Origin of the sequence: Nocardia noduli, from assembly GCF_019038455.1 — a bacterium.
GTDB lineage: Bacteria > Actinomycetota > Actinomycetes > Mycobacteriales > Mycobacteriaceae > Nocardia > Nocardia noduli.
In genome coordinates, this window is the sequence record NZ_JAFMPL010000001.1 from 110,272 (window position 1) to 136,064 (window position 25,793).

Consider the following 25,793-nt stretch of genomic DNA (forward strand, 5'->3'; position numbering starts at 1 on the left):
CGGTGACAGCCGAGGTCGTGCGGTGATGATCGTCGATTCGGCGGTCATCGGGTCACGGTAGAACGCTGGGTCGTGAGCCCGCGTCCGACGCGGGTGCGGCGAGGTCTGTTGGCGAAATCCCGCTGTTCAACGGCCCTCGGCCGGGTAACACGTGAGAGTTCCGCTGTCGGTGTCGAGTTCGGCGGCGACCCCCAGAGCAATGGCGTGTGGGTCCGGGCCGTGGCCGATCTCGAGCCCGCCGAGGATCGGTTTGCCCAGTGGGAGCAGCAGATCGCGCAGTAGGTCGATGAGGTTCCAACCGCGGTCGGTGTAGTCCTCGAAACCGTGGAACCGGCCCAGGGCGATCGCCGCGATACCGTCGAAGGCGCCTGCGCGGATCAATTGGGTGAGTTGACGGTCGACTTGTCCGAGCCCGACCAGGCGTTGGGCTTCGATGACCACGATGGCGCCGGACAGGTCGGGGAGCCCGGTGCCGACCATGCCGGCCAGCGCGGCCAGCGAACCTCCCATCGTGAAACCGCGCGCACGGCCGGGTGTTTCGACCTCGGCCGACATCAGCCGCGGGTTGCGTGCGAGCACGTGCGGTCGGGTGGTGGTCAGCAGATGGTGGACGGTGTCGATCGCGTGGGCGCCGACCAGGCAGCCGTGGATACCGGGGACGCGGGTGTGCTGCCAGATCGCCAGATGCAGGTAGGTGATGTCGCTGAATCCGATCACAGGCTTCGGGTCGGCGCGGATCGCCGCGTAGTCGAGTCCGTCCAGGATCCGGTAGGCGCCCGCCCCGCCCCGGGTCGTGATGAGCGCTCGGACAACGGGATCGGCGTAGGCGGCGTTGAGATCGGCCAGCCGGTCCTTGTCCGTACCGGCCATGTATCCGTGCCGGTCGAGCGCGTGCTCACCGACCTGAACCCGAAGACCCCATTCGTGCAGTATTCCGGTCAGCGCCTCGATCGCGCCGGGGTCTTCGGGGAAGCTCGCGGGGGAAACGAGGCGAACGGTGTCACCCGGGCGAAGTGGTGGCCACGGTCGTACCGCGGATTCGCTCGATCGGTTCATCACCGACCGACGGTAGCGTCCGGTCGCATCGGGGGCACCGTCTCGGGGAAGATGGAACGAATATGCTGTGGCGTCGGATATTTGGACGCAATCGTGTGGTGTAGCAGCTCAGGGGGGAGGAGTCGGGCCTGCCGGTGGCAGCGCGTGCCGGGGTCTTCGGATCATCGAGGACGACGCGTTCATCGGCTCGCGGTCGATGGTCGTCGAAAGCGCCCGTGTCCGTACGGGCGCCAAACTCGGTGCCGGAGTGATCCTGACCAGATCGACACGAGTCTTCGACGCCGAGACCGGTGACGAGTTGCCGCGCGGTGAGGCCCCCGCCTGGTCGGTGTGTGTCGGCTCGACCAGGATCAAGAAATTTCCCGGAGGAGAGTTCGGGATGCCCTGCATGCTCGTTCTGAAGCGTCTGCCCGAGGGCGGGAGCCACGACAAACTCGCGCTCGAGGAAATCCTGCGCGACCACGGCCTGGCCGGGTGATCGCACGTAGCCCACGGCGTGGATCGGCCTACCGTGTCGGTGCCCGGGTCTAGGGTCGTGAGCCGAGACCGAAGGGAGTCACAGATGGTTGAGGCGCGGACCTATCCCGCGGGTGTGACGTCGTGGATCGATGTGGACTGCGGCGATGTCGAGGTCGCGAAAGCGTTCTACGGCGGCATATTCGGTTGGACCTTCGCCGACGCGACCCCGCCGACGGCGCCGTGGCGATACGTCATTGCACAGTTGGACGGCAAAGACGTCGCCGGAATAGGGGGTCCGGCTGATCCGGGGGCAGAACAACCTGCCCCGGCGACGTGGAACACCTATGTCGCCGTCGACGACGCGCAGGCGGTTGCCGGGCGCGTGGTGGATGCCGGTGGGAGTATCCGCGTGCCGCCGACTCCGGCGGGTGAGGGTGGAATTTCCGTCGTGTGCGTGGATCCGGTCGGCGTCGAGTTTCGACTGTGGCAGGCCGCACGTCGGCTGGGAGCGCAGATCACCAACACTCCCGGCGCGTGGAATTTCAGCAACCTCCACACGGCCGACACAGTCGCGTCGCGTGCCTTCTACACCGAGGTTTTCGGCTGGTCCATCGATGATCTCGGCTTCTCGACGATGATCCGCCGCCCCGGGTACGGAGATCATCTGGCAGCGACCGTCGATCCGAATATCTACGAACGCCAATCCGGCGACATGGTGCCGCCGGGCTTCGCCGACGCGATCGGCTGGGCGGTGCCGGTCCCGCCCGATCAGACGCCGCATTGGCATGTCGCGTTCACCGTGGCCGACCGCGACGAAACCGCCACCGCTGCGGACCGACTGGGCGGAACCGTGCTCGCTACCAGCGACAGCGAATGGACCAGGGACGCCCTCATCCGTGACCCGCAGGGCGCGACATTCACGGCGAGCCAATTCACGCCGCCGTCCTGAATCCCCTGCCTTCCGGGGGCGCGAGCAAGTCGGGCCCGACCCACCACAAGCCGTGTCACGGGTCCGGAACCCGTGACACGGCTGTAGTCGTACGGTGGGCCCGTTCGATCACGCGGCTTCGAGGGCCGCGGTGATCTTGCGGGTCATCTCGGTCATGGTCGGGCTGGGTTGGGTCTGATGGATTCCGGCGGCTTCGATGGCGACGAGGACGGTGCTGCGGAAGTTGTCGGCTTCGGCGGGAGCCTGTTCGCGGAGCAGGTTCATGGCCGCGGTGAGGGCGGGCAGCACGTGGTCGGCGAGTTCGGCCACGGTCTTGCCGCCGAGTTCGATCCTGCCCGACTTCTCGGCGAGCACGTGCCCGATCGGTCCGGTCGCCGAGGTCAGGGCGACGGTGCCGTTGGTGGCGATCCTGTGCGGTTTCGCACCTGCGGCGGCGAGCAGGGAGACGGCACCGTAGGCGGCGGTACGCAGGGTGGTCTTGTCCTGGTCGGTGAGGGTGATGGACATGGTGGGGTGCTCCTTGTAATCGGTGGTGCTGGAAGATGTTCGGACGGTGGGGAGGTGAGAAGTCAGCGGTGCTGCGCGTCCTGCGGGGCCCCGGCGGTGACGGTTTCGCGGACGGCGTCGGTGATGGCGCGGAAGTCCTTACGCAGCAGTGCGCCGTGGTTGCTGGCGACCTTGGCGCTGACGCGGATGCGGGGGTTGCGGGCGGTGACGGCGTCGAGGCTGGTGCGGATCTTCTCCTGTTCGTCGCCGCGGCTACCGAACGAGGTGCCCGAAGCGACCACGTAGCGGGTCGGGACGGTGATGTTGTCCAGGACGGGGCCGAGTTCGCGTTCGCGGGAGATGACGCCGATCTCGATATTGCTGTCGGCCTGTTGCGCGGCGGTCATGCGCGGGGTCAGGCCGGTGGGGCGCAGTAGCGGCAGGAACCAGCCCATCCTGCGGAACAGTGTGCGGATGCGTTTCTCCATGGCGTCGTCGAGCCAGTCGTAGGGGAACGCGCCGTCGACCAGGACCGCGCCCCGGGTGCGATCGGGATTCCGGCTGGCCCAGTGGGCGGCGAGGTATGCCCCGTAGGACCAGCCGACCAACAGCGGTCGTTCCACTCCCCGGGCGGTGAGGACGGTGTCGATGTCGCGCAGGCAGGTGGCGAAGGAGTAGTCGGCGGATGTGCGTGATTTGCCGCGGGCCCGCTCGTCGAAGGTGATGTGGCGGAAATCGGGGCCGAGGTCGGCGATGACTTTGCGCCAGTATCCCTGGGTGGCGAACTGGCCGTTGAGGTAGACGACGGGGATACCGGGACCGCCGGTGTCGGTGACCGCCAGGGCGGTGTCGTCGACCTGGACCATGCCGGTCCATCCCGAGTCGCTGGAGGACGTGTTGTTCTTCGTCATGGCAACTACTTTCGGCGCCGGCCCTGTCACGACCCTGACAGCGGTCTGACACGGCATCCGAGCCGGTGTGTCACCTGGTCAGCGCCGTGACAGGCCGGTGTCAGGGCGTGCGCCGATGGTGTGTGTCATGAGTAATTCAGCGATCGCGGTGTCCGGACTGCGGAAGAAATACGGGGACAAGGTCGTGCTCGACGGCATCGATCTGGAGGTTCCCGAGGGCACGATCTTCTCCCTGCTGGGCCCGAACGGCGCGGGGAAGACGACCACGGTGAACGTGTTGAGCACCTTGACGAAGGCCGACGGCGGGTCGGTACGCGTCGCGGGCCACGACATCGCCACCGAGGCGAAGGCGGTGCGCGCGGCGATCGGCGTCACCGGTCAGTTCGCGGCCGTGGACGAACTGTTGACGGGGCAGGAGAACCTGCGATTGATGGTTGACCTCCACGGGCTTTCCACCAAGGTGGGCAAGCAGACCATCACCGAGCTGCTGGAACGTTTCGATCTGACAGAGGCGGCGACCAAACCTACGTCGACCTATTCCGGGGGTATGCGCCGCAAACTCGACCTGGCGATGACACTCGTCGGGAACCCGCGGATCGTCTTCCTGGACGAGCCGACGACGGGACTCGACCCGCGCAGCAGGCGCACCATGTGGTCGATCGTCGGTGACCTGGTCGCCGACGGCGTCACCATCTTCCTCACCACCCAATACCTCGAGGAAGCCGATCAGCTCGCCGACCGGATCGCGGTACTCGACCAGGGCCGCCTGGTCGCCGAGGGCACCCCGGCCGAACTCAAACGACAGATCCCGGGAACCCATGTCCGGCTCCGGTTCACCGACACCTCCCGGCTCGACGGTGCCGCGCGACTGTTCCCCGGCGCCACGCGGGACGACGAGGTACTGACCCTGCGGATTCCCAGCGACGGCGGGACCGCATCGCTGCGCGCGCTGCTGGACCGGCTCGACGAATACGGACTCGCCGCCGAAGAGTTCTCCGTGCACACACCCGACCTCGATGACGTTTTCCTCGCCCTGACGGGCAGCAATACCGCGGAGGTAGTCGCGAAATGAACGCCAAATCCCCTTCGATCGTCATGTTGCGCCGCAACTTCACCCATATCGCCAGGAACCCGACGTCGGTGTTCAACGCGGTCCTCATGCCGATCATCATCATGCTGATGTTCGTGTACATGTTCGGTGACGCGTTCGACGTCGGCGTCGACTACATCGACTACGCGACACCGGGATTGATCCTGTTGGCCGTCTGCTACGGGCTCGGAGCCACGGCCACGGCGGTGAACTCCGATATGACGACCGGCATCATCAACCGGTTCAAGGTCATGGACGTCTCGCGCGGCGCGGTGTTGACCGGCCATGTCGTCGCCAGTGTGCTGACCAACATCGTCGCCATCGCCGCCCTCCTCGGGGTGGCCTTCCTGCTCGGATTCGGTCCCTCGGCGAGTGTGCTCGACTGGCTCGGCGTCGTCGGCCTGGTCGTGCTGCTCGGTTTCGCGACCGGATGGCTCACGGTCGCTTTGGGTTTGGCGGCGAAATCGCCGGAGACGGCGGGACTCGCCTCCGTGCCGCTGGTCATGTTGCCGTTCTTCAGCAGCGCGATCGTCCCGGCCGACAAGATGGGGCCCGGCCTGCGGCAGTTCGCGGAATACCAGCCCTTCACACCGATCATCGAAACCCTGCGCGGATTGCTGGACGGCGCGCCCGACACCGGCGACGCGATCACCGCCATCGCCTGGTGCCTGGGTATCGCGATCGTCGGATACTTCTGGGCGCGTTCCACATTCACGAAGCGAGCGTGACCGCGGCCAGGTCGTGCCAGCTCGCCCGTGCTCCTTCGGCAGTCGCCTCGGTGAACCCTGTTTCACCGAGGCGATCTCGCGTCTGCTGTTCGATTCTGGCCAGATCCGGTTGTGAACGATCCGCCAGCCCCCGCACACCCGCGGCGGCCGCGAGCAGTCGTGCGGCCTGCTCGTGGTGCTGCTCGCGCAGCGCCAGATCGGCGATCCCGACCAGTATCTGAGCGATCAGCGGTGCGTGGCCCGCCTCGGACGCCGCCTGGAACGCCGCGACCCGGTGTGCGCGGGCGGCGTCGAGATCCTCGGCGAGGTAGCCGAGCAGATCCCGGGTCACCGCGCGGATGATCGCCCGCTCGGCGTCGTCGCCCAGCATCGCGGTGGCGATATCGAGTTGTCCGCGTGCCTGCTCGGCGTGACCGCTCCAGCGCGCGAGTTCGGCCTTCGCCAGCGCGAGTTCGGCCAGCACGGTCGGCCAGGCGACGCGTTCGGCGTGACGCTGCGCCTCGGCCATCGCCGCCGCGCTCGCCTTCACATCGCCTGTCAGCCAATATAATTGGGCCTGCCGCGACCGGATGACCACCACATCCTCGATGGCCCCGACTTCGGTGACGACCGCGACCGCTTGTTCGTAGTACGCGCACGCACCGGCGAAGTCGCCCCGCACGGCGATCCGATTCGCCAGCTCGGTGAGGGCGAACGAAATACCCCACCTGTCACCTATCGCGCGGAATTCGGCCAACGCCGTCTCGAGACAGGCGTCGGCGTCGCGGCTGCCGTGGCCGAGTTCGATCCGCACCTTGCCCAGTTGCAGCCGCGCGACCGCCCGCACCCAAGGATCCTCGTCGCCCAGCATCGATTCCCACGCGGGCAGGAACGCGTCGGGCCCGTGCAACATGCGTTCGAGTGGGGCGGCGAATCTCGGTGCCGGATGGCGACTCTCGACACGCCGGCTGAGTTCGTGGGCCTTGCGAATCCAGTCCTGCGCCCGGTACTGGTCACTCTCCCGACCGGAGGCCACGAACTGCACGACGAGCCCGTACACCACGGCCCGGATCTCGTCGGCGACATCGCCGGGCAGGTCGACCGCCGCCATGATCAGCTCGTTGCCTTCGGCCTTGTGTCCGCCGAGCCACCAGTACCAGCCCGCGGCGGCGGCGAGCCGCATGGCGCCGTCCGCCTCGCCCGCCGCGAGCGCGCCGCGCATGGCGGCGGCGATATTGTCGTGCTCGGCCTCGAGCGTCGCGAGCCATTCCAGCTGCTCGGCGCGGCGTAGTCGTGGTTCCGCGATCTCGGCGAGTTCGGTGAAATACGCCAGATGCGCGCGGCGCGTCCGGTCCGATTCCGCCGCCTCCGCCAGACGCTGTTCGGCGTACTCCTTGATGGTGCCGAGCATCCGGTAGCGCGGTGCCCGATCACCCTCGGTGAGCACCAGTGACTTCTCGGTCAACGCGGTCAGCAACTCGAGCACGTCGGCGGCGTCGACGCCGTCGTCCGCGCAGACCGACTCGGCGGCTTCCAGACTCCCGCCGCCCGCGAACACCGAAAGTCTGCGCAGTACCGTCCGTTCGGCGTCGGAGAGCAGCTCCCAGCTCCAGTCGACCACCGCGCGCAATGTGCGGTGCCGTGGCAGCGCGGCCCGACTGCCGCCGGTGAGCAGGCGGAACCGGTCGTCGAGCCGGTGGGCGAGCTGGTCGAGGGACATCGTGCGCAACCTGGCCGCGGCGAGTTCGATCGCCAGCGGCATCCCGTCCAGTGCCCGGCAGACCCGCGCCAGCATCGACAGGGTGTCGGCATCGGTCGTGAGGTCCTTGCGCACCGCGCGAGCACGGTCGAGGAGCAGCCGGATGGCCGGAGCGGCTTCGATCTCGGCGAGGTCGGCGCCGTCCGCGGGCAGAACCAACGGTGCGACCGGCCACAGTGCCTCGCCGGTGATGCCGAGCGGTTCCCGGCTCGTCGCGAGGATCCGCAGCCGCCTGCACTCGCCGAGCACCCGATGGGCGAACGTCGCCGCCGATTCGATGACGTGCTCGCAATTGTCCAGGATCAGCACCATCGTCCGCTCGCGCAGCGCGGCGATCACCCGATCGGTCGGCTCCGCGTCCGGCGCCTCGCCGAGCAGCGCGTCGCGCAGTTTGAGCGCGGCCAACGTCGCCTGGGCCACGTCACCGCCTGGACCCAGGGCCGCCAGTTCGACCAGCCAGACCCCGTCGGGCAGGTCACCGACCAGCGTGCGGGCGGTTTCGGTGGACAGTCTGGTCTTTCCCGATCCGCCCGGCCCGATCAGGGTGGTGAGCCGATGTTCGGCGACGAGTTCACGGACCGCGGCGATATCGGCGTCCTTGCCGACGAAACTGGTCAGCTCGGCCCGTAGGTTGGTCTCGCGGTTCTCCTCACGCCGTCCCAGCTCACCTCGCAGTAGCGCGAGGTGCAGTGCGGCGAGCTCCGGCGCCGGGTCGACACCCAGCTCCTCGGACAGGGTTTCGCGCGTGCGCTCGTAGACCAGCAGCGCGTCGGTATCGCGTCCGGTCGCGACGAGAGCGCGCATCAACGCGGCGACCAGCCGTTCCCGCACCGGATTCGCCGCCACCACGTCGGTCAGTTCGGTGACCAGATCCCCGCCGTGACCGAGGCCGATCTCGATGTCGAACCGATCCTCCATCGCCGTCAACCGCAGCCCCTCGAGGCGGGTGACGACCGCGTCGAACGCCGCACTGTCCTGGAGACCGACATCCTGCATGGCCGCCCCGCGCCAGAGCCCGAGCGCTTCGCGCAGCCGTCCCACCCCGTGGGTGCCTTCGGCGGTGCGGGCCTGGGCGACAAGGCGTTCGAACCGCACGGCGTCGACCGCGTCCGGCTCCACCCGCAGTCGATAGCCGTCCGTCCGACCCTCCACCGAACCCTCCGGGAGCACCTTACGCAGCCGGGACACCAGACGGTGCAGGGCGTTCGCCGCCTCGACGGGCGGGCTCTCGCCCCAGATCCAGTCGATCAGCGTCGTTCTCGGGACCGCGTGACCCGGTTCGAGCGCGAGGGCGACCAACAGCCCTCGCAGCCGCGCGCCCGGCACGTCGGCGAGAGCGCCGTCGTCCGTGCGTACCTCGAATGGTCCAAGAATCCCGATCTGCACTCGGCCGATCTTGCCACGGGCGATCAACGGGCCTGCGCCGCTGACCGGGGCGCACACCTCGCGGGCCACCGGACTCGGTCGGTGTCAGCGCGCTGACAGTCCCGTGTCAGCGCCGTCGGCGAGTGTTGCCACAACAACCGCCACGAAAGGAAAATACGATGAGCCGAACGGTTCCCGTCCCGCAGAGCCTGCCCATGGACCGCGACGCGGGCCCCTTCGACCCGCCCAGCGCGATCACCCGACTGCGCGAGGCGCACCCGGTCAGCCTCCTGCTGTTTCCCGACGGTCACCAGGGCTGGCTGGTCACCGGTTACGACGCGGTCCGCGGCGTGATGGCCGACACCCGGTTCAGCTCCCGCCAGGACATCGGCATCGTCCATGTGCCCTACGAGACCCCGGGCATGCCCTTCGCGACCGAACCCTCCCCGCGGATTCCGGGGTTGTTCATCGCCATGGACCCGCCGGACCACACGCGACTGCGGCGCAAGCTCACCGGCGCCTTCACCGTTAAACGCATGAAGGAACTCGAAGAACACATCATCGATATCGCCGAGCGGCAACTCGACGAGATGGCGCGCCTGACCCCGCCGGTCGATCTGGTCGCGGCGTTCGCGCTTCCGGTGCCCTCGCTGGTGATCTGCGAAATGCTCGGTGTCCCCTATGCCGACCGGGCGACCTTCCAGACCAATTCCGCCCAGTTCCTGGTCAAGGACCAGTCGCTGGAGGAGAAGATGGCCGCCTACGGTGCGATGACCGCCTACCTCGCGGGACTCGTCACCCGGAAGCGCGCCGAACCCGGCGACGACATACTGTCCGACCTGGCCCGCGATGACGATCTGGGCATCGAAGAACTGGTCGGCATCGCCTTCCTGCTGCTGCTCGCGGGCCACGAGACCACCGCGAACATGCTGGCACTCGGCACCTTCGCGCTGCTCGAGCACCCCGACCAACTCGAACGACTGCGCGTCGACCGGGATCTGTTCCCCGCCGCGGTCGAGGAACTCCTGCGCTACCTGTCGGTCGCCGACATCTTCTACCGCTATGCCACCGAAGACATCGAACTCGGCGGCGAACTGATCACCGAGGGCTCGACCGTCGTCGTGTCGCTGCTGGCCGCCAACCGCGACCCCCGCCACTTCGACGACCCCGACACCCTCGACCTCGGCCGTGAGGCGCGCGGCCGTCTGGCCTTCGGCCACGGCATCCACACCTGCCTCGGCCAGCAACTGGCGCGGATCGAGATGCGGGCCGGGTTCGAGGCACTGCTGCGCCGCTTCCCGACCCTCGAACTCGCCGTCCCCGCCGACCAGGTCGAGCTCAGGACCGACATGAATATCTACGGCGTCCACGAACTGCCGGTCACCTGGACGAGGAGTTGACACCGATGCGAATCGCCGCGAATCGGGACCGCTGTATCGGTGCGGGCATGTGCGCGCTCATCGCGTCGGAGGTCTTCGATCAGGACGAGGACGACGGCAGGGTGCGTGCGCGCGCCGTGCGCGCGGAACGCGATCACGCGGCGGTGCGTGAGGCCGTGGCGGCTTGCCCGTCCGGGGCGCTGGAAATCGATGAATCCTGAGCTCCGCCGTCACCGGCCGTCGGGATATGTTGCCGCTTGGATCATTTCGGGAGTCTTGCGGTCGGGCAGGGTGGCGCCGTCGGGGGAGGTGTAGTCGGCTTGGACCTTGTAGTACCGGTCGTCGGCACCGTAGGCGGCGTAGAAGTTGAATCTCTGTGCTCCGGCACCCGCATACGGCGCGCCGTCGACGAAGCGTTCGAGTACCGGATGCAGATGGGTCGGGAAGTTCTCGCGGGAACACCGCACGGGGAAGCACACGCGCTGTATCCGCGGCGAATCCCAGGAGAAGGTGCGGTAGATGTTGAAACTCTGGCCCAGCACCCGCAATTCGTCTTCGGTGGCCGAGACGAGATCCAGCTCGGCCAGCGCGGCGCGGATGTCGTCGCCCGTGAGCGTTCCCGGCGCCAGTACCTGTGAGTAGACGTTCATGGTGTGGCTGAGGAAGTCCAGGCCCAGGATCGCGACTCGGTCGCCGTAATGGGTGAGATGTTCGGCGTGCCCGTGTATCGCCTCGGGGATCGCGGGAAATCGCAGCAACTGTCGGATACCGATGGTCTCGGGAAACAGCATCCAGATCTTCTGCACACCGGCGGCGACCCCGATATCGACGCCCCACAGCACGGGCAGCGTGGCGGACACCTCGGCGAGGACCCGCTCGATCGGATGACCGGTGAACGAGAGCAATCCGGCCTCACGCAGAATTCGCGCGGGCTGCGCGGCGAAGGCGAAGTTGTTCAGCCGCACATTGACCGCGCGTTGCGGCACCGGGTGGGTCGTGGTGCGCACGGCAGGCCACGTATCTGCGACACGATCACCGAGCGCGTCCAGGATCGGTTCCAGGACCGACGCGTCGTACCGCACCTCGACCGAGCGGGCGAACTCCTTCAGATCCCGCTGAAACCGGTCCACGCCCACGAACCAGGACTTATCCACGATTACCTCGAAACTCCACCGCCACAACAGGTGTGCACGGCTGCGTCAACGATCGCTTTCCCGCCTGCTGAAAACGATAACCCACCTGCTCGGCGGGTACCTGCGAAACACATGCCGTAGCGAGCGGACACGGCAGCAGGGGATTTGGAACCCGGTGTGCCTGCGGTGCATTCGACGCCGTATCTCCGTCGGATGGATGAGGTCGCGTTCACGACGTCGCTACCCCGCGCCGGGATGGCGTCGCACACTTCGGCGCGCGCGTCGATGTACGAGTTCGGCGATCGGTCGGATGGAACGTGCGTCGGTGCCGGTGACGAGCCTGCGAGGGTTTCGGGGACCGGTCGCAGCGACTACGTCTGGGCCGCATCGGGGATACACGGCGGAGCGGAATGGTCGATCTGCTCGCGCAGGATGTCACTGTGCCCGGCATGACGCGCGAAGTCTTCGATAGCGAGCAGATAGATGAATCGCAAACTGACCTCGCCGATGCGCGGATGTGTCCTGATCTCATCGAGATCGAAGGCGGCCGCCGCCACGCGAGAGCGTTCGCTGGCGCGCTCGAATTCCGCGATCACATCGGTCACCGACTCGTTGTCGTCGACCATGAAACTCGCGTCCCCCGGCGTCGTGGCACCGCCGCACTGGCTCTCGGGCACTCCCGCCAAGACATGCTGGAACCAGATCCGCTCGGCGACCGCGGCGTGTTTGAGCAGACCGAGCGGGGTGGTCACAGAGGCGACCAGGCGCAGGCGGGCGTCCTGTTCGGACAGGCCACGCACCGTATCGACCAACTCGGCACGGTTGCGGTCGAGCATGCTCTCCAGCAATCGGCGTTCGGTACCGACGGTGATTCGTGGCATCGACCATGTCATGGGGGGCTCTCATTTCGTTCGAATATGGTTGTTGTAGCGATGATTTCGGGTTCGAATTCTCCGCACGGAGGAGGAGTGGCACATTGTGTTGCGGCGCGCGATCGGTGTACCGGTGTCGTCACTCGTCCCTTGGGGCAGGTGATCTGCGTGAGGGAGCCCGCGCACGCGCTGAGGTCGATGATTCATGCCGCAGGCCCGGACGACCGCTCGCTGAGTGCGCGGTTGTCGGCTTCCGTCGTGCACGCCGGAACCGGCCGCTGAGCAGCGCGACACCGTACGTGGCTGGTCCGGTGCCCGCCGCTGAGCGGCTCGATCCCGATCATTCGAGGTCGAGATGCTCATCGGGTCGATCCGGGCACCGGCCGCATCCGGGCCGATCCTTCAACGCGCGATGCGACGGGACACGATGGTGACCAGCGGGCATCGGCCTATGTGACGTGGTCGGCTGCGAGCCGGTCCAGCCACTCCCGGAGGAGTTGCTGCTCGGCGCCGGTGAGTGTCGTTTCCTCGGGGAGGGTGGCGCGCAGGGCGCGGGCCGCGCCCGCCGGTCCGGTGTCCCGCACGGCCGGGCGCTCGTTGGTGACGGCCGTGACCATGGCCTCGCGCAGAGCTGTGAGCAGAGCCGGATTCCGCTCGGGCTCCGGCAGGGACAACCACGTGAGGACCGCGCCCCTGCCGGTGGCGTGAATGATCCCGGCCGCGAGTTGCTCGTCCACACGTAACCGGCCACCCGCGGCGAGCCGACGGACCCGTCCGCGCAGGATCTCCAATCCGGCCCGGAACGCGGACGACTCGCGTCCGGCGGGTTCGCTGTACATGAGGGTGTAGAGCGCCGGATTGGACAGTCCGAACTCGACCGCCAGATCCCAACCGGCCCGCAGGTCGTCGATGAGGTCGGTCGGGTCGGGATCGACCTTCTTGCTCGCTACGAACTTCGCGAAACCGTACTGCGCCACCGCTTCCAGCAACCCGTCCTTGTCACCGAAGAGCCGGTAGATCGCCGGTGGTTGCAAGCCCGCCGCCTCCGCCACCGCACGGGTGGTCACCGCGTCACGACCCCCACGTTCCAACAACTCGGCGGCAGCTTCGATGACGCGCTGCCGATGCTGTTCGCGCCCCGAAGCGACGCCGTCGGGTTCGACGGCGGTCGTGGGCTTGCTGGTCGGCGTGGGCGATCTCATGAATCAACGATAACGCTTGACTGTTTCCAGTGAGAGTATCATTGTTAACGAAATGACGTTTCCAATGGAATCAAAGTGAGGAACAGCATGATCATCGTGACCGGAGCCACCGGGCTACTCGGCCGTCGAATCGTCGAGAACCTGCTGACGCGGGTACCGGCCGACCAGGTGGGTGTCAGCGTCCGCGACGTGCGAAAAGCCCAGGACCTGGCCGACCGCGGCGTGCGGGTGCGACAGGGGGACTTCACCGACCCCGACAGCCTGGCCCACGCTTTCGAAGGCGCCACGCAAGTGCTCATCGTCTCGGTCGACAAGCTCGGCGCAGAAGCCATGCGGCAGCACCGGGCCGCTATCGACGGTGCCGTCGCGGCGGGCACACACCGCATCCTCTACACCAGCCATATGGGCGCCGCCCCGGCCTCGCGCTTCGAAGCTTGCCGCGATCACGCCGCCGACGAACACATGCTGCGGACCTGCGGCGTGCCGTTCACCTCACTGCGCAACGGGTTCTACGCCGCCAGCGCGATGCGGTTCTTCGGACAGGCCGCCGAGACCGGACAACTCGTGCTCCCCGCCGACGGAGCGGTGAGCTGGACCGCACACGCAGACCTCGCCGCCGCGGCCGCCGCCATCCTCGCCGACGAAGGCCGATTCGACGGCCCCACACCGCCGCTGACGGCCGCGCGGGCGATCGACTTCGAGGAGATCGCCGCGATCGCCGGTGAGCTCACCGGCCGAACCATCCGACGCGTGACCGTCTCCGACGAGGAGTTCCGTCAGCAGATGGTGAGCTACGGCGTCCCGGCCGAGCAGGCCGACATGATGGTGGACATCTTCGCCGCCGGCCGAGCCGGTGAATTCGCCGCCGTCGACCCGACATTGGCGACGTTGATCGGCCGCGAGCCCATCGGCTTCGACACGGTTCTGCGCGAGGCATTGTCGGCGAACTGAAAGGCCGCACTCGGACGGCTGCTCCGGACTGCGTGTGGACTCGCATCGAACGAACGAACTCCGCGTGACGCTGAACGAATGCGTGCGCGACGACGCCAATATTCCGTCAAGAACGGATCCGTACCGGTCAGGGATGTGTCAGCGACCGTCCCGGCCGGTACCACTCGGCGTATGCCTGATATCGACCCCGCCTGACGAACAGCGGGGACGCCATCAGGAGACACCGTGACGCTGCTCGAAATCTTCCCGTCGCTGCGGTCGGGAATGCCCTCGCGCCTGGACTCGGCGGTGTGGCCGCGTGAGACGCACTACGACGACGCGGGCCGCGTCACCGTGGGCGGGGTCGCGCTGGCCGATATCGCAGACCAGTACGCGACACCGACCTATGTCATCGACGAAGACGAGGTCAGACAACGCTGCCGCGCCTACCGCAGGGTGTTCCCCGACGCCGAGATCATCTACGCGGGTAAGGCCATGATGATCCGCGCCGTCGCGAAATGGGTCGGGCAGGAGGGACTTTCGGTCGACGTGTGCTCGGCGGGCGAGCTGGTCATCGCGCTCGCCGCCGGAATCGAGCCGGGACGGATCGTGCTGCACGGCAACGGAAAATCCTTCGACGAACTCGAGGCCGCGGTACGGGCGGGCGTCGGGCGGATCGTCGTCGACTCGCTCGCCGAGATCACCATGCTCTCGGCCCTGGTCGGCGGTACACAGAAGGTGCTGATCCGCCTGTCGCCCGGAATCGACGTGCGCGGGCATCCCGCGGTGAGAACCGGTGTCACGGATCAGAAATTCGGGTTCCCGATCGCAAGCGACGCCGCCGCCGAGGCCGTCGAGCGGGTGCTGCGCAGGCCCGAACTGGATCTCGTCGGCTTCCACTGCCATCTCGGCTCGCAGATCCACGATCCCGACCACTACGGCGAGGCGGTGCGGCGGATGATCGCCGAGATGGCGATGGTGCGGCGCGAGCACGACGTCATCCTGACCGAACTCGATCTGGGCGGTGGACACGCGGTCGCCTACCGGGGCGGCGACGCGGAGATGAACCTCGCCGAACTCGCCGATGTCATCGAGGACGCGCTCGACGCCGCCTGCGCCCGTCATCGGTTTCCGCGCCCGAGAATCGCACTCGAGCCGGGGCGAGCGATCGTCGCCCGCGCCGGTGTGACCCTGTACCGCGTGGTCTCGGTGAAACACGTCGAGGGCGGCCGGACGTATGTCACCGTGGACGGCGGTATGGGCGACAACGCGCGCGTGGCCCTCGACGGCGCGCGCTACAGCGTGGTCGTCGCGAATCGACACCCGGATTGCGCCCAGATGACCGCGACGGTCGCGGGCCGGTTCTGCGAAGCGGGTGACATCATCGCCGCCGACGTACGCCTTCCCGTCGACCTGCGCCCCGGCGAGGTTCTCGCCGTCCCGTGCACCGGCGCCTACCACCACAGCCTCGCGTCCACCTACAACAGCGTCGGCAGGCCACCGATCATCGCGGTCGGCGACGGTCGATGCCGCGAACTGCTGCGCCGCGAAACCATCGACGACCTGCTGCGCCGCGACGTCGGCCATTGACGACCCGTGCGACGGCGGAGAGCGACGTCCGGAGACTGTGCGGCACGACGTCTGCGGCCCTGAGTCGGGACCGACCCGAACAGAGGGTTCAGGAGATCTTGCGGCGGTAGGTGGCCATGGCGAAGAGGTAGGCGAGGACGAGGATGCCGACACACCAGGCCAACGCGATCCAGATGTCGGTGCCGACGGCTTGCTGGGTGAACAGGTCGCGGATGGCGTTGATGATGGAGGTGACCGGCTGGTTTTCGGCGAAGGCACGCAACGGACCGGGCATGGTGTCGGTCGGGACGAAGGCCGAACTGATGAAAGGCAGGAAGATCAGCGGGTAGGAGAATGCGCTTGCCCCGTCCACGGTCTCGGCGGTCAGTCCCGGGATCACCGCCACCCAGGTCAATGCGAGGGTGAACAGGAGCAGGATGCCCAGAACCGCGAGCCAGGCGAGTATTCCCGCACCGGAGCGGAAGCCCATGACCAGGGCGACCAGCACGACGACCACGAGCGAGATCAGATTGGCGACCAGCGAGGTCAACACGTGTGCCCACAGCACCGAGGACCGCGCGATCGGCATGGACTGGAATCGTTCGAAGATGCCGCTCTTCATGTCGAGGAAGAGCCGGAACGCGGTGTAGGAGATGCCCGAGGCGATGGTGATGAGCAATATGCCGGGCAGCAGGTATTGCACGTACGAGTCCGATCCCGAGTCGATCGCGCCACCGAAGACGTAGACGAACAACAGCATGAACGCGATCGGCAGGATCGTGGTCGTGATGATGGTGTCGACGCTACGGGTGATGTGGCGCAGGGATCGTCCGAGCAGCAGGCCGGTGTCGGCGAAGAAGTAGGTGGTCATTGTTGTTCCTTGCTGGTGGCCGCCGTACCGCGGTCATGGGAGGGGACACCGTCTTCGTCGCCGACGAGGGCGAAGAAGACATCTTCGAGGCTGGGCTGCTTCTCGACGTATTCGATTTTCGCGGGCGGCAGGAGTGCCTTGAGTTCGGTGAGCGTGCCGTTGACGATGATCCGGCCCCGGTGCAGGATCGCGATCCGGTGGGCGAGTTGTTCGGCCTCGTCGAGGTATTGGGTGGTGAGCAGTACCGTGGTGCCGTGTTCGGCGAGTTCCTTGATCGCCTGCCATACTTCGATGCGTGCCTGGGGGTCGAGCCCGGTCGTCGGCTCGTCGAGGAAGATGACCGGTGGGTTGCCGATGAGGCTCATGGCGATGTCGAGGCGACGTCGCATGCCTCCGGAATAGGTCGAAACCTTCCGTGTGGCGGCATCGGTCAACGAGAACCGTTCGAGGAGGTCGTCGGCGATCGTGTCCGCGCCCTTCAAGTGGCGAAGTTTCGCGATCAGCACCAGATTCTCGCGGCCGCTGAGGATTTCGTCGACCGCGGCGAACTGTCCGGTGAGGCTGATGGATTCGCGTACGTTGCCCGGTTGGGTGGCTACGTCGAACTCGTTGACGGTGGCGATTCCCGCGTCGGCCCTGGCCAGGGTGGACAGGATTTTCACGATGGTGGTCTTGCCTGCCCCGTTGGAGCCGAGCAGTGCGAAGATGCTGCCCCGGGCGACGTCGAAATCCACCCCGCGCAGTACATCCAGGTCGTCGAAGGACTTCTTCAGCCCTCGGACGTGAATCGCCGGTGCGTGCTGTGTGGTCATCGAAGGCCCTGCTCTTCTTTTCCGTTGTCACCGACGTGCTCGATGGCACTGACGAGCCGTGCCCGTTCCCGGTTCATCCAGGACTCTTCTCGGTAGTTGCGCGCGAACGTCTCGATGAATTCCACCGGATCCTCGCCGACCACATCGTGTATCGGGGTCGCGTCCGCGGCGCTCTGCTCGAACAGATCGGCGAGGTCTTCGAACATGGCGACCCCACCACCCTGTCCGGCGAACATCAGGTACCGCTCGAACGCGTCGACCGCGGTGCGGTAGGTCTCGGGCAGCTGTTTCGTGCGCGCCCTGTACTGCCGCCACCGCTTCTTCTCGCCGAGTTCACCGATCACTTTCGAGGTGAGCTTCGAGATCTCCATGCTTATTTGTCTCCTTTGTCGCGGAGCTGTTCGAGCCGTTCGGTGAGGAAGCTCCAGGTCCTCCAGAACTCGTCGAGATATTTCTGTCCAGCGGCGTTGAGGGAGAACACCTTTCGTGGAGGTCCCTTCTCCGAGGCGACCTTCGCCACGTCCACCAGGCCCCGTTTCTCGACTCTGATCAGCAGGGCGTAGATGGTGCCCTCGGCGATATCAAAGAAGCCCTGCTCGCGCAGCCATGCGGTGATCTCGTAGCCGTACGCGGGGCGGTCGGACAGGATCGCCAGCACGATCCCTTCCAGCGTTCCCTTGAGCATCTCCGTCTCCTGCTTGCCCATGAACACTCCTTCCATCTACTTAGTATTAATGACTACTGGTACATAGTTACACTGAGTAGTATCTCGCGCAAGCATCTCCGGCGTGGTTGTCGCAACTCGGATCCGAGTCGAATCGGCCTGGTGTGGGGCCCATCTCGCGCCTCGGATCGACGCGGCCATTCCGTGTGGATCGATCGGGGTGCGGCCTAGCTATAAGTAGATGTATACGTATGGTCTGCGTACTAACTATAAGTAGACATATACGTAGATGCAAGTGGGTGGTCGACGTGGCTTCACCGCCAAGGCTCCGATCAGATAGGACGGGGGCAGGCCGATCGAGCGACTACGGGTTCGCACGTGAACTCGCGGAACGCTTTTCGCTAGACGATCACTGCGTCCGGCAAACATGAACCGGCCCCGAACTCTTCCGGAATCGCGGGCCGGTACCGGTCATCGATGGAATAATCGGGGCCGACCGTCACAGGGCGACGGCTGGGGGTACATGGGGACGCGAAGAGCAGTGCTACAGGCGGGGCTGGTCATGCCGCTGGCGGCGGCATGCGCTCCGAATATCCTGCTCGGCAACCCCGGCGCGGTGCGGATCGGAGTGTCCTGGAGCGGGTCGGAGCTGGCCGCGTTCCGGAAAGTTCTCGCGCAGTTGGCATTCGAGCATCCGATCGAGGTGATTCCACTCGGCGACGAAATCGGCTCGGCGTTCACCGCGGGCGGCAAGTCGGCACCCGATATCGTGATGCTTCCCCAGGCCGGACAGGTTCGAGCCCTCGCGGAAGCGGGAAAGATCCGTTCGATCCCCGGGGACCCGTGGACAGGTGCCGACGGGCCGCGGTATCCCGAACTGTGGCGACAACTCCTGAACCACAAGGGAAAGACGTTCGCTCTGCCGTTCAAGGCGGCCGACAAATCCTTGGTCTGGTACGACCGCGAGTCGATCGAGCACTACGATCTCGGTGTCCCGGCCGACTGGACGATCGCGGACTGGCGCGATCGCGCGGAGGTCCTGTCGAATACCCCGATCAGGTTGCTCGCGCTCGGCGCGGCCGACGGTTGGGTATTGACCGATGTCTTCGAGAATGTGCTGCTCGCCGAATCTCCGCGCACCTACGACGATCTGGTCGCCCATCCGAAAGAACGCAGCTGGCAGCGACCGGCTGTGCGTGCGGCCTTCGGGCATCTCGCGACACTGTGGGGACAGCCGCGTGCCTTCCCCGGTGGTGCCGCGGTGGCGTTGACCCGTCAGTTCCCCGACGCGATCCGGGATGTATTCCAGCATCGGCGCGCCGCCATGGTTATCGCCCCCGACTTCGCGGAACCGATTGTGCGGTCCGGTCTGCGCGCTGCCGGACGCAAAGAAGATGTCGTCGGCATCGCATCGTTCCCCTCGGTCGGCCCCGGTGCGCACCGCCCGCGGATCGTCGGTGGTGACGTCATGGTGGTGACCGCTCCCGCGTCGCCGGTCGCCGAGCGCCTCGTCGCCGCGCTGGCCGCCCCGCAGGCGCCGGTGCCGTGGATCGAGGAGGACGGCGGTTTCATCGCGCCGAATCTTCGCACCGAAGCGCGGTATTCGGCGCTGATGGCACCGATCGTGCGAGCGCAGAGCGCCTGGAGCGCGTTCGATCTCTCCGACCAGTTGGGTGCCATCGGTGGACGGAACGGGTTGTGGCGCATCCTGACCGACTTCCTGATCGAGATCGGTGACCGTGCGAACGAGGATGCCGGCGGGGCGATAGACCGAGCGATCGCCGCACTCGACGGATTCGAGCGGGGATTGCGATGACGGGAATTTCGGAGTTCGACGCTGCCGGTCTGAAGCTCGAACTCACCCCTCGGCGAATGCGCGGGCCGCTCGTGCCGGGCGGTCGTCCGCGCAGGTGGCTGCGCTGGGCCGGGGTGCCCGCCCTCGTGCTGATGTGCGCCTTGCTGATCGCGCCGGCGGTGTGGACGGTGTGGACGGCGGCGGAGGCTCGTCCGCAGGTGGTGAGCTCCTGTGGAGTCCTGGCTGTCGCGTGCGTCGGACTGACCCTGATACTTCGACCGGGGCAGCGCGTGGAACTGCGTATTGCCTCGGGATCGGGACTCGCTGTCGTGGCGGTGGCGGCGTTGTGGTTTCTCGGCGCGGCACTGACCGAGGACGGCTTGTGGGCTTACCTGCGCACACTGGTATGGGTCGCTTTCGCGATCGTTCTGTTGGCATCGGCTCTGGCGCTCGCCTGGTGGTCGCGCAACGCCCGCTGGGTGTGGGCGCCGCTGATCGTCCCGTTCGGCATTTCCGCCTTCGTCTCCGGCGTCGCCTTCCGGCTGATCTTCGAATTTCTGGCAGCGCGCCTCGGTATCGATACCGTCGGCGGCTACCGATTCTGGTACGCCGCGATGCTGGGGTCGGCGTTCCTATGGACGTGGCTCGGCTTCCTCACCGGCCTGCTGCGGGCCGATATCCAGGCGATAGAAAATGATTCGGTGTGTGCAGGCTATCTGCACGATCCAGCGGATGGCGCCCGATCCACGGGTGGTGCCCTATCGGCGAGGTTCCACACACGAGCCCGGTTCGTAGGTCGTCTGCTGGCATTGGTGCGTCCCGTTCTGCTGGTCGTCGGTCTTGTGGTCGGTGTCGCGGCGGCCCGGGTTTTCGACGTGGTGCTGATCGGGGTGCCCGGTTCGATGCAGTACGAGGTCGACAGCGCAACGGTGCACTGGTGGCGATTGGCTACCGACGCCGACCTCGGGCCGGGGGTTGCCGCGGCGTACTCGCTGCCTTTGACGCTGGTCGTCGGACTCGTGGCCTGGTTGCTGCAAATCGGCATGCAGAGCCATCGGAGACGGCGAGATACGACGACCAAGCCTGCCTCCGCGACCGGACGGACGCGATTCGAACCGATTCGTGCCGTCGGCATCGCGGTGGTATCGTCGGCGGCGCTCATCCCAATCGCGGTGCTGATTGGCGTATGTCTCGTCACACCTTCCGGTTTCGCTTTCTCCGCGTTCTCGACGATATTCCGCGACGAGGCGCTGCGACACGCGTGGCAGATCACCGCGTGGGTTGCCACAATGGCCACGCTGATCGTGGTGTCCGCGGCGCTGCCGGTGGCCTATCGACTCGCCGCGTTGCGACCCGAGGGGGTGGCCTCGAAGCTCGCGGTGGTCACCCTGGTGGTGTTGTCGGTGCTGCCTGCCCAGACCTACCTCGGTGCACTGGACACGTTCATCGACGAATACGGGCTGTCCGGTACCAGAATTCCGTTGATCTTCGTCCATGTCGCTGCCGGGTTGCCGATCGCGGTACTGATCCTGCGCGGAGCTCTGCTGGCTCCACCCGGCAGTCCGGCCAACGATGAGTTGTATGGGCTCGCCACCTCGGAAACGACGCTCCGTCGACTGTGGACGTCGGCCGGGCCCGCCCTGGTCGCGGTCGCGGTGCTGGAATTCATCCAGGTCTGGAACGACTTCTTCATCGGTTTGATGATGAGCGGGGCAGGCGCCAGTCCGTGGTCGCTGCTGCTGTGGGGTGGGGTCAGGCGATTCAACGAGAGTTCTGCCGAGCTGGCAGCCGGGGCGCTGGTGTCGGCTGCGTTGCCGGTCCTATTGCTGTTGCTCACATGGCGACGGTGGCTGGTGCCCGGATTGACCGGAGGAGTGTCGCGATGACACAGCCGGATTCGTCGCGGCCGGACAGGACACCGCGGTCACCGATCTGGGACGGGCTGCTCGGTACCGCCGAGGTTGTCGCCTGGGCCCTGGTGCTCGAGTTGGGCCGCAATGTAGTGATCAGCTCGTTCGGCGAAAACGCCACCGTCAAGGCGATCGGGGGCGCCCTGCGTGGACTCGCGGTGGTGCTGGTGCTCGTCGCCGGTAGTTACGTGGCGTATCGGCGAACGGCGGGGTTTCGTGAGCAACGACGCGCCGATCGCGAACTCGCGATGGTCGCAGACCTGGTGGGACCCGGAGCGCCGGTGGCCGACGGATACGTCGGTAGTAGTTGCGCAGCGCCGCGCGAACTGTGGTCGTTGAACGACAACAGGGTCGCTGCGGTGCTGCGGCATCTGCCGGTGCGCGAATTCGAGACGGCGGCGTTGCTGGCTGTGTTGAGCGCGATCCTGGAAGCACCCGGACGAATACCGATGATCGATCCGCCGTCGGAACAGCGGACCACGCGAATGCTCTTGGCGGAACTGTGTGCGGGGCCGAACAAGATTGTCGAACATCTCCGCTCCGACCGGTACTGCTTGCGCGCGATGCCACACTTTTCCGCTATCGAAACCGTAGTCACCTACCCGGAGTGGCGGGCAGCGATGCCCGCACTGGTCGGGTACCACGCGGATCAAGCGGCCCGTTGGGCGATCGCGCTCGAGTTGACCCCTACTGCCAAAGTAGCCCGTCGGTGGTTCGAAGCCAAAGAACCTTACCTGCGCAAGATCCTGGAAGGCTGCATGGGAGACGATCTCGCACAACATATTGCGTATTCCACCGCGTGCGAGCTGGCCAGGATTTCCGACGCGTTGGACGTCTGGTACACGCGGACAGACTCTGCGGATCGTTTCGCGTTGGCGGGCCGCCTTCTCGGCATCCGCGCCTTGGAGGAACTCCCGTTGATTCAGTTGCGCGCGAACCTGCCTCCCCAGCCGCAGGGAGATAGCTCGCGTGTCCTTTCGAGCGGCGTGCTCGCCCGCTGGAAGCATCGCGAGGCTGTGCGCCGCCTTTCCGGGACGCGAATGAATCTGGTCGTGCCGCCGTCGACGCTGTCCGAAGCCGAAAGCGAACTGGAGGCCGCATGGTGGCTACTGCCACGAGCCGACGTCGCGGGGCAGGTGTGCGCGTTGATCAATCTCGCGATCGTGCACCTGAACCAAGGTCGTGTGGACGCTGCTCAGGACCGTCTCGAGCTTGCGGAATCGCTGACCGAGAGCGGGCGGAACCCCGGAGGTCGCGCCCACACCCATGAAATCCTGGGCGCAGTGCGTTGGGCTCGTGGCGAAAACGCCATCGCGCTGCGCTACTGGCAGCGCGCTTTGGGCTCCTATCTGACTCTCGCCGATGATCGAGGTATCGGCCGATGCCTCCAGCACCTCGGCTCGGCCATGGTCGTCGCGCCTGACTACGGCAGCCACTTACTGCCACCCCACCTGTCCTCGCCCCACGACAGAGTGGTTCGACAGGCCAGCGGCTGGCTTGCCGAAGCCCGCAGGTTGAATCCCTCGGTAGGCTTGGCCGGACACTATGCGGACAAAGCAAGCGCAGAGCTGAGGAGATTCGGTCCGGTGCCCGACTCTCGCGGCGCCCTGTCCGCGATCGACCAGTGGCCACTGCTCATTTCCGAACAGCGAAACGGGTAGGCGACTGCTCTGGACTCGAGGCTGTCGCACGACCAAGAGTCGTATCACTTATCCGCGCATCGCCGACATCGCGTCTGTGGACGGCACACCCGCTGACGTCGGCGCCGTCGACAACCCCGGCACACCGGCGGCATCGGAGAAGACGACAGTAGGATCGGCAGAAGCGTTCCCGCTGAGGCAGTTACAGCATATTTCTGGAGGAAGAACCCGATGACGACTGGGACCACCGAAGACACGCCGCAGGCGCCGCCGACGCCGCCGACTCGGGCGGAGCAACTGCGCGCGGTGGCGACACTGATCAAGTCGGGTGGTCTCAAACCGCTTGCCGTCTACACCTACGGCCAGCAGAAGACAGCCGCGAAGACCACCATGTACAAGTATCTCGGCAAGGGCGTAGTGGCGGGGACAGCCGCGATGTACCGCGTGCTCCTGCCGACCGTGACCGCGCCCGGCGAAGGGACGTTGCGCGACAAGCTGATCGAGCTCGTCGACCGGCAGGCGGTAGTCATCCAAACAGCGCCGCTGAGCAAGGTCGCCCTGACCTGGTTCGCCGCCGGCGCCCCGGCCGAGGCCAGTGAAGCGATGACCAAGGCCGCCATGTTCCGCATGGGATTGAACTACTACTACCGTCAGCCGTTCGAGGAACTGTTCGCGACCGAAGAAGGCCGCGCGGTGCTCGGCGATGACAATGTCCCCGCCGCGGTCGCCCAGTTGGTCGGCCCGGTGGCATACGGGCGGCTGGTCGGTGCCGCCCGAACCACCCACAGCGACCATGTCCGCATCGTCGACGAGTTCCTCGCCGCACGTCCGGTACCGGTGGTCGAGACCGATGCTGCAGTCGCCGCCGAGTCGAGCGACACCGTGGGCACGGAGCCGAACGACAACGCGACCGTCGCGGAGTCCTGAAACCCCGATTGCCGTGAGCGGCTGATAATTTCGGTCCGCTCACGGCCAACGGTGCATCGACCGCCGTGTTGGCCCCGCCAACTCAGGAAGGCTGCGTGCTGTCGGCATCGGACTTGCACACACCCGACAACCTCGACTATGGGCCCGCCACCGGACGAGTTACCGGCCCGTGTGCCCGATCGAGCTGTCGGGTTCCGGGACGTCACCGGTGAGATCGGCGCGGGACCGGCTGCTGTGATCGTGATGGACTGTGCAGGTCACCATTTTCCGTCCTGGACCGGCGATTTGCCCAGCTGGATCACAGGGAGGGGCTGGTCGAGGACCGGGTCGTGGCCTTCGTCGGTCAGCCATTCGCCCGTGGGGCGGACGGCGGCGAGGTTGTCGGAGGGCGGGAGGTCCTCGGCGTCGCTGTCGTAATAGTCGAACCAGGGGAGGCCCCGTTCGGCATAGGAATGCGCGGTCACCGGGGTGCTCGGCGCCGGTTCGCCGGTGATCTCCTGCCATTCGGCTGCTGAGACCAGGGAGGCACACAATACCGAGCGCACCCGCTATGTCGTGCCGAGCGTCGACCTCGCACCCTAGCTGTCACCACGTCCCGCAGAGCAGAACCTGCACGTGGGCGAACGGTGTGCGTTCTTGCGGGATAGGGACGAGAGGCGGCGTACGGAGCAGGGTTGGTGGCTGGGTAGGTTTTCTCGGTGATCGTCGCTGTCGAAGGGCCCAGTGCCGCTGGTAAAACCACGTGGTGCAGAGCTACCGGTGCACCGTTCGTCGCGGAATATGCCCTGACCGGTCGAGAGCCGGATGGATCGGACCCGGTGGCGCAGGCAAGCTATTGGGCGCAGGTCAATGTGCGCCGATGGACGCAGGCACTGGGCTCGGAGGAAAGCACCGGTGTGGCGGTGTGTGACAGTGACCCGCTGAAACTGCACTACAGCTGGTGCCTGGCCGCGGTAGGGGCGGCACCGCTCGTCCGATTCGAGAACGAACTGACCGCGGTCCGGGAGATGTTCGCGCAGCGTCGTCTCGGGTTCGCCGATGTTGTGCTGCTGTCGGTTCCGGATCCTGAGCAGTTGGTACGGCAACGCGACGGTGATCGTACTCGTCGGCGTGGGCATTTCGAGTTGCATGCTCGCTTGGCCGAACCGTTGACTCAGTGGTACGCGGGGTTGGAACGACTCGACCCCGGTCGGGTTTTGGACGGCTTCCCGCGCGAACTCGACATCGCGACCCTCCCGAAGCCGAGGGCGGACCGTCACGACGTGGGTTTGCTGGACAGCTTGATCGACGAACTGCCGCGGGTGTGA

25 protein-coding genes are annotated in these 25,793 nt (G+C 66.5%); 13 read left to right on the forward strand and 12 right to left on the reverse strand.

Translation table 11 applies throughout. The annotated features are described in order from the left end of the window. Positions 1–126: 126 nt before the first annotated feature. The gene (locus tag JZ792_RS00585) at positions 127–1,056 is read right to left on the reverse strand and encodes a S66 peptidase family protein (protein WP_254189114.1); all 930 of its coding nucleotides are present in this window, start codon (positions 1,054–1,056) and stop codon (positions 127–129) included. 67 nt (positions 1,057–1,123) lie between these two features. On the opposite strand from JZ792_RS00585, the gene JZ792_RS00590 reads away from it, so the two are divergent. Next, positions 1,124–1,534, forward strand: a complete 411-nt coding sequence (locus JZ792_RS00590) for a DapH/DapD/GlmU-related protein (protein ID WP_308165086.1) — start codon at positions 1,124–1,126, stop codon at positions 1,532–1,534. 84 nt (positions 1,535–1,618) lie between these two features. Continuing rightward, positions 1,619–2,464, forward strand: a complete 846-nt coding sequence (locus tag JZ792_RS00595) for a VOC family protein (protein WP_216905575.1) — start codon at positions 1,619–1,621, stop codon at positions 2,462–2,464. 108 nt (positions 2,465–2,572) lie between these two features. Here the strand turns inward: JZ792_RS00595 and JZ792_RS00600 are convergent, their stop codons facing one another. Continuing rightward, complete coding sequence (locus JZ792_RS00600) at positions 2,573–2,971, reverse strand: hypothetical protein (RefSeq protein ID WP_216905577.1); 399 nt, start codon at positions 2,969–2,971, stop codon at positions 2,573–2,575. Between the two features lie 62 nt (positions 2,972–3,033). Continuing rightward, positions 3,034–3,861, reverse strand: coding sequence for an alpha/beta fold hydrolase (locus tag JZ792_RS00605; RefSeq protein ID WP_216905579.1), 828 nt, complete (start codon positions 3,859–3,861; stop codon positions 3,034–3,036). Between the two features lie 115 nt (positions 3,862–3,976). Between JZ792_RS00605 and JZ792_RS00610 the strand changes: the two genes are divergently transcribed. Beyond that, positions 3,977–4,933, forward strand: a complete 957-nt coding sequence (locus tag JZ792_RS00610) for an ATP-binding cassette domain-containing protein (protein WP_438804285.1) — start codon at positions 3,977–3,979, stop codon at positions 4,931–4,933. Continuing rightward, positions 4,930–5,679 (forward strand): ABC transporter permease, encoded by a 750-nt coding sequence (locus JZ792_RS00615; RefSeq protein ID WP_254189075.1) that lies wholly within the window; start codon positions 4,930–4,932, stop codon positions 5,677–5,679. The genes JZ792_RS00610 and JZ792_RS00615 overlap by 4 nt, the downstream gene beginning before the upstream one ends. Here the strand turns inward: JZ792_RS00615 and JZ792_RS00620 are convergent. After that, a complete protein-coding gene (locus tag JZ792_RS00620; RefSeq protein ID WP_308165087.1) occupies positions 5,663–8,872 on the reverse strand; it encodes an ATP-binding protein in 3,210 nt (1,069 codons plus the stop codon). The genes JZ792_RS00615 and JZ792_RS00620 overlap by 17 nt on opposite strands. An 89-nt stretch (positions 8,873–8,961) precedes the next feature. On the opposite strand from JZ792_RS00620, the gene JZ792_RS00625 reads away from it, so the two are divergent. Then, positions 8,962–10,182, forward strand: coding sequence for a cytochrome P450 (locus JZ792_RS00625; protein WP_216905583.1), 1,221 nt, complete (start codon positions 8,962–8,964; stop codon positions 10,180–10,182). A 5-nt stretch (positions 10,183–10,187) separates the two neighbouring features. Further along, the gene (locus tag JZ792_RS00630) at positions 10,188–10,382 is read left to right on the forward strand and encodes a ferredoxin (protein ID WP_216905585.1); all 195 of its coding nucleotides are present in this window, start codon (positions 10,188–10,190) and stop codon (positions 10,380–10,382) included. Between the two features lie 9 nt (positions 10,383–10,391). On the opposite strand, the gene JZ792_RS00635 is transcribed toward JZ792_RS00630, so the two are convergent. The 3 genes from JZ792_RS00635 to JZ792_RS00645 all read right to left on the reverse strand — a co-directional run bounded on the left by JZ792_RS00635 (position 10,392) and on the right by JZ792_RS00645 (position 13,368). Beyond that, positions 10,392–11,315: an aromatic prenyltransferase gene (locus tag JZ792_RS00635; protein WP_216905587.1), complete on the reverse strand. Its 924-nt coding sequence runs from the start codon at positions 11,313–11,315 to the stop codon at positions 10,392–10,394. 350 nt (positions 11,316–11,665) lie between these two features. After that, a complete protein-coding gene (locus tag JZ792_RS00640; protein WP_254189077.1) occupies positions 11,666–12,175 on the reverse strand; it encodes a DinB family protein in 510 nt (169 codons plus the stop codon). Positions 12,176–12,615: 440 nt separating this feature from the next. Then, a complete protein-coding gene (locus JZ792_RS00645) occupies positions 12,616–13,368 on the reverse strand; it encodes a TetR/AcrR family transcriptional regulator (protein WP_216905589.1) in 753 nt (250 codons plus the stop codon). A gap of 87 nt (positions 13,369–13,455) precedes the next feature. Here JZ792_RS00645 and JZ792_RS00650 point away from each other — a divergent pair, with 87 nt between their 5' ends. Both JZ792_RS00650 and lysA read left to right on the forward strand, forming a co-directional pair. Beyond that, the gene (locus tag JZ792_RS00650; protein WP_216905591.1) at positions 13,456–14,319 is read left to right on the forward strand and encodes an SDR family oxidoreductase; all 864 of its coding nucleotides are present in this window, start codon (positions 13,456–13,458) and stop codon (positions 14,317–14,319) included. 225 nt (positions 14,320–14,544) lie between these two features. Then, the gene (lysA, locus tag JZ792_RS00655; RefSeq protein WP_216905593.1) at positions 14,545–15,888 is read left to right on the forward strand and encodes a diaminopimelate decarboxylase; all 1,344 of its coding nucleotides are present in this window, start codon (positions 14,545–14,547) and stop codon (positions 15,886–15,888) included. A gap of 88 nt (positions 15,889–15,976) precedes the next feature. Here the strand turns inward: lysA and JZ792_RS00660 are convergent, their stop codons facing one another. The 4 genes from JZ792_RS00660 to JZ792_RS00675 are packed head-to-tail and all read right to left on the reverse strand — an operon-like array spanning position 15,977 to position 18,256. After that, positions 15,977–16,738, reverse strand: a complete 762-nt coding sequence (locus JZ792_RS00660; protein ID WP_216905595.1) for an ABC transporter permease — start codon at positions 16,736–16,738, stop codon at positions 15,977–15,979. Continuing rightward, positions 16,735–17,550, reverse strand: a complete 816-nt coding sequence (locus JZ792_RS00665; RefSeq protein WP_216905597.1) for an ABC transporter ATP-binding protein — start codon at positions 17,548–17,550, stop codon at positions 16,735–16,737. Before JZ792_RS00665 ends, JZ792_RS00660 begins: the two co-directional genes overlap by 4 nt. After that, entirely contained in the window at positions 17,547–17,921 is a 375-nt protein-coding gene (locus tag JZ792_RS00670) for a DUF1048 domain-containing protein (protein ID WP_216905599.1), read from the reverse strand. The genes JZ792_RS00665 and JZ792_RS00670 overlap by 4 nt, the downstream gene beginning before the upstream one ends. A 2-nt stretch (positions 17,922–17,923) precedes the next feature. Continuing rightward, on the reverse strand, positions 17,924–18,256 hold the full coding sequence (locus tag JZ792_RS00675) for a PadR family transcriptional regulator (protein ID WP_216905601.1): 333 nt from the start codon (positions 18,254–18,256) through the stop codon (positions 17,924–17,926). A gap of 481 nt (positions 18,257–18,737) precedes the next feature. Here JZ792_RS00675 and JZ792_RS00680 point away from each other — a divergent pair, with 481 nt between their 5' ends. The 4 genes from JZ792_RS00680 to JZ792_RS00695 all read left to right on the forward strand — a co-directional run bounded on the left by JZ792_RS00680 (position 18,738) and on the right by JZ792_RS00695 (position 24,486). After that, on the forward strand, positions 18,738–20,030 hold the full coding sequence (locus JZ792_RS00680) for an ABC transporter substrate-binding protein (RefSeq protein WP_216905603.1): 1,293 nt from the start codon (positions 18,738–18,740) through the stop codon (positions 20,028–20,030). Further along, entirely contained in the window at positions 20,027–21,895 is a 1,869-nt protein-coding gene (locus JZ792_RS00685; protein ID WP_216905605.1) for an ABC transporter permease family protein, read from the forward strand. Before JZ792_RS00680 ends, JZ792_RS00685 begins: the two co-directional genes overlap by 4 nt. A 182-nt stretch (positions 21,896–22,077) precedes the next feature. Next, complete coding sequence (locus JZ792_RS00690) at positions 22,078–23,580, forward strand: tetratricopeptide repeat protein (protein ID WP_216905607.1); 1,503 nt, start codon at positions 22,078–22,080, stop codon at positions 23,578–23,580. Positions 23,581–23,790: 210 nt separating this feature from the next. Continuing rightward, positions 23,791–24,486: a hypothetical protein gene (locus tag JZ792_RS00695; protein ID WP_216905610.1), complete on the forward strand. Its 696-nt coding sequence runs from the start codon at positions 23,791–23,793 to the stop codon at positions 24,484–24,486. A gap of 257 nt (positions 24,487–24,743) precedes the next feature. Here the strand turns inward: JZ792_RS00695 and JZ792_RS00700 are convergent, their stop codons facing one another. Continuing rightward, complete coding sequence (locus tag JZ792_RS00700) at positions 24,744–25,031, reverse strand: hypothetical protein (RefSeq protein ID WP_216905611.1); 288 nt, start codon at positions 25,029–25,031, stop codon at positions 24,744–24,746. 273 nt (positions 25,032–25,304) lie between these two features. Between JZ792_RS00700 and JZ792_RS00705 the strand changes: the two genes are divergently transcribed. After that, positions 25,305–25,793: a hypothetical protein gene (locus tag JZ792_RS00705; RefSeq protein WP_308165088.1), complete on the forward strand. Its 489-nt coding sequence runs from the start codon at positions 25,305–25,307 to the stop codon at positions 25,791–25,793.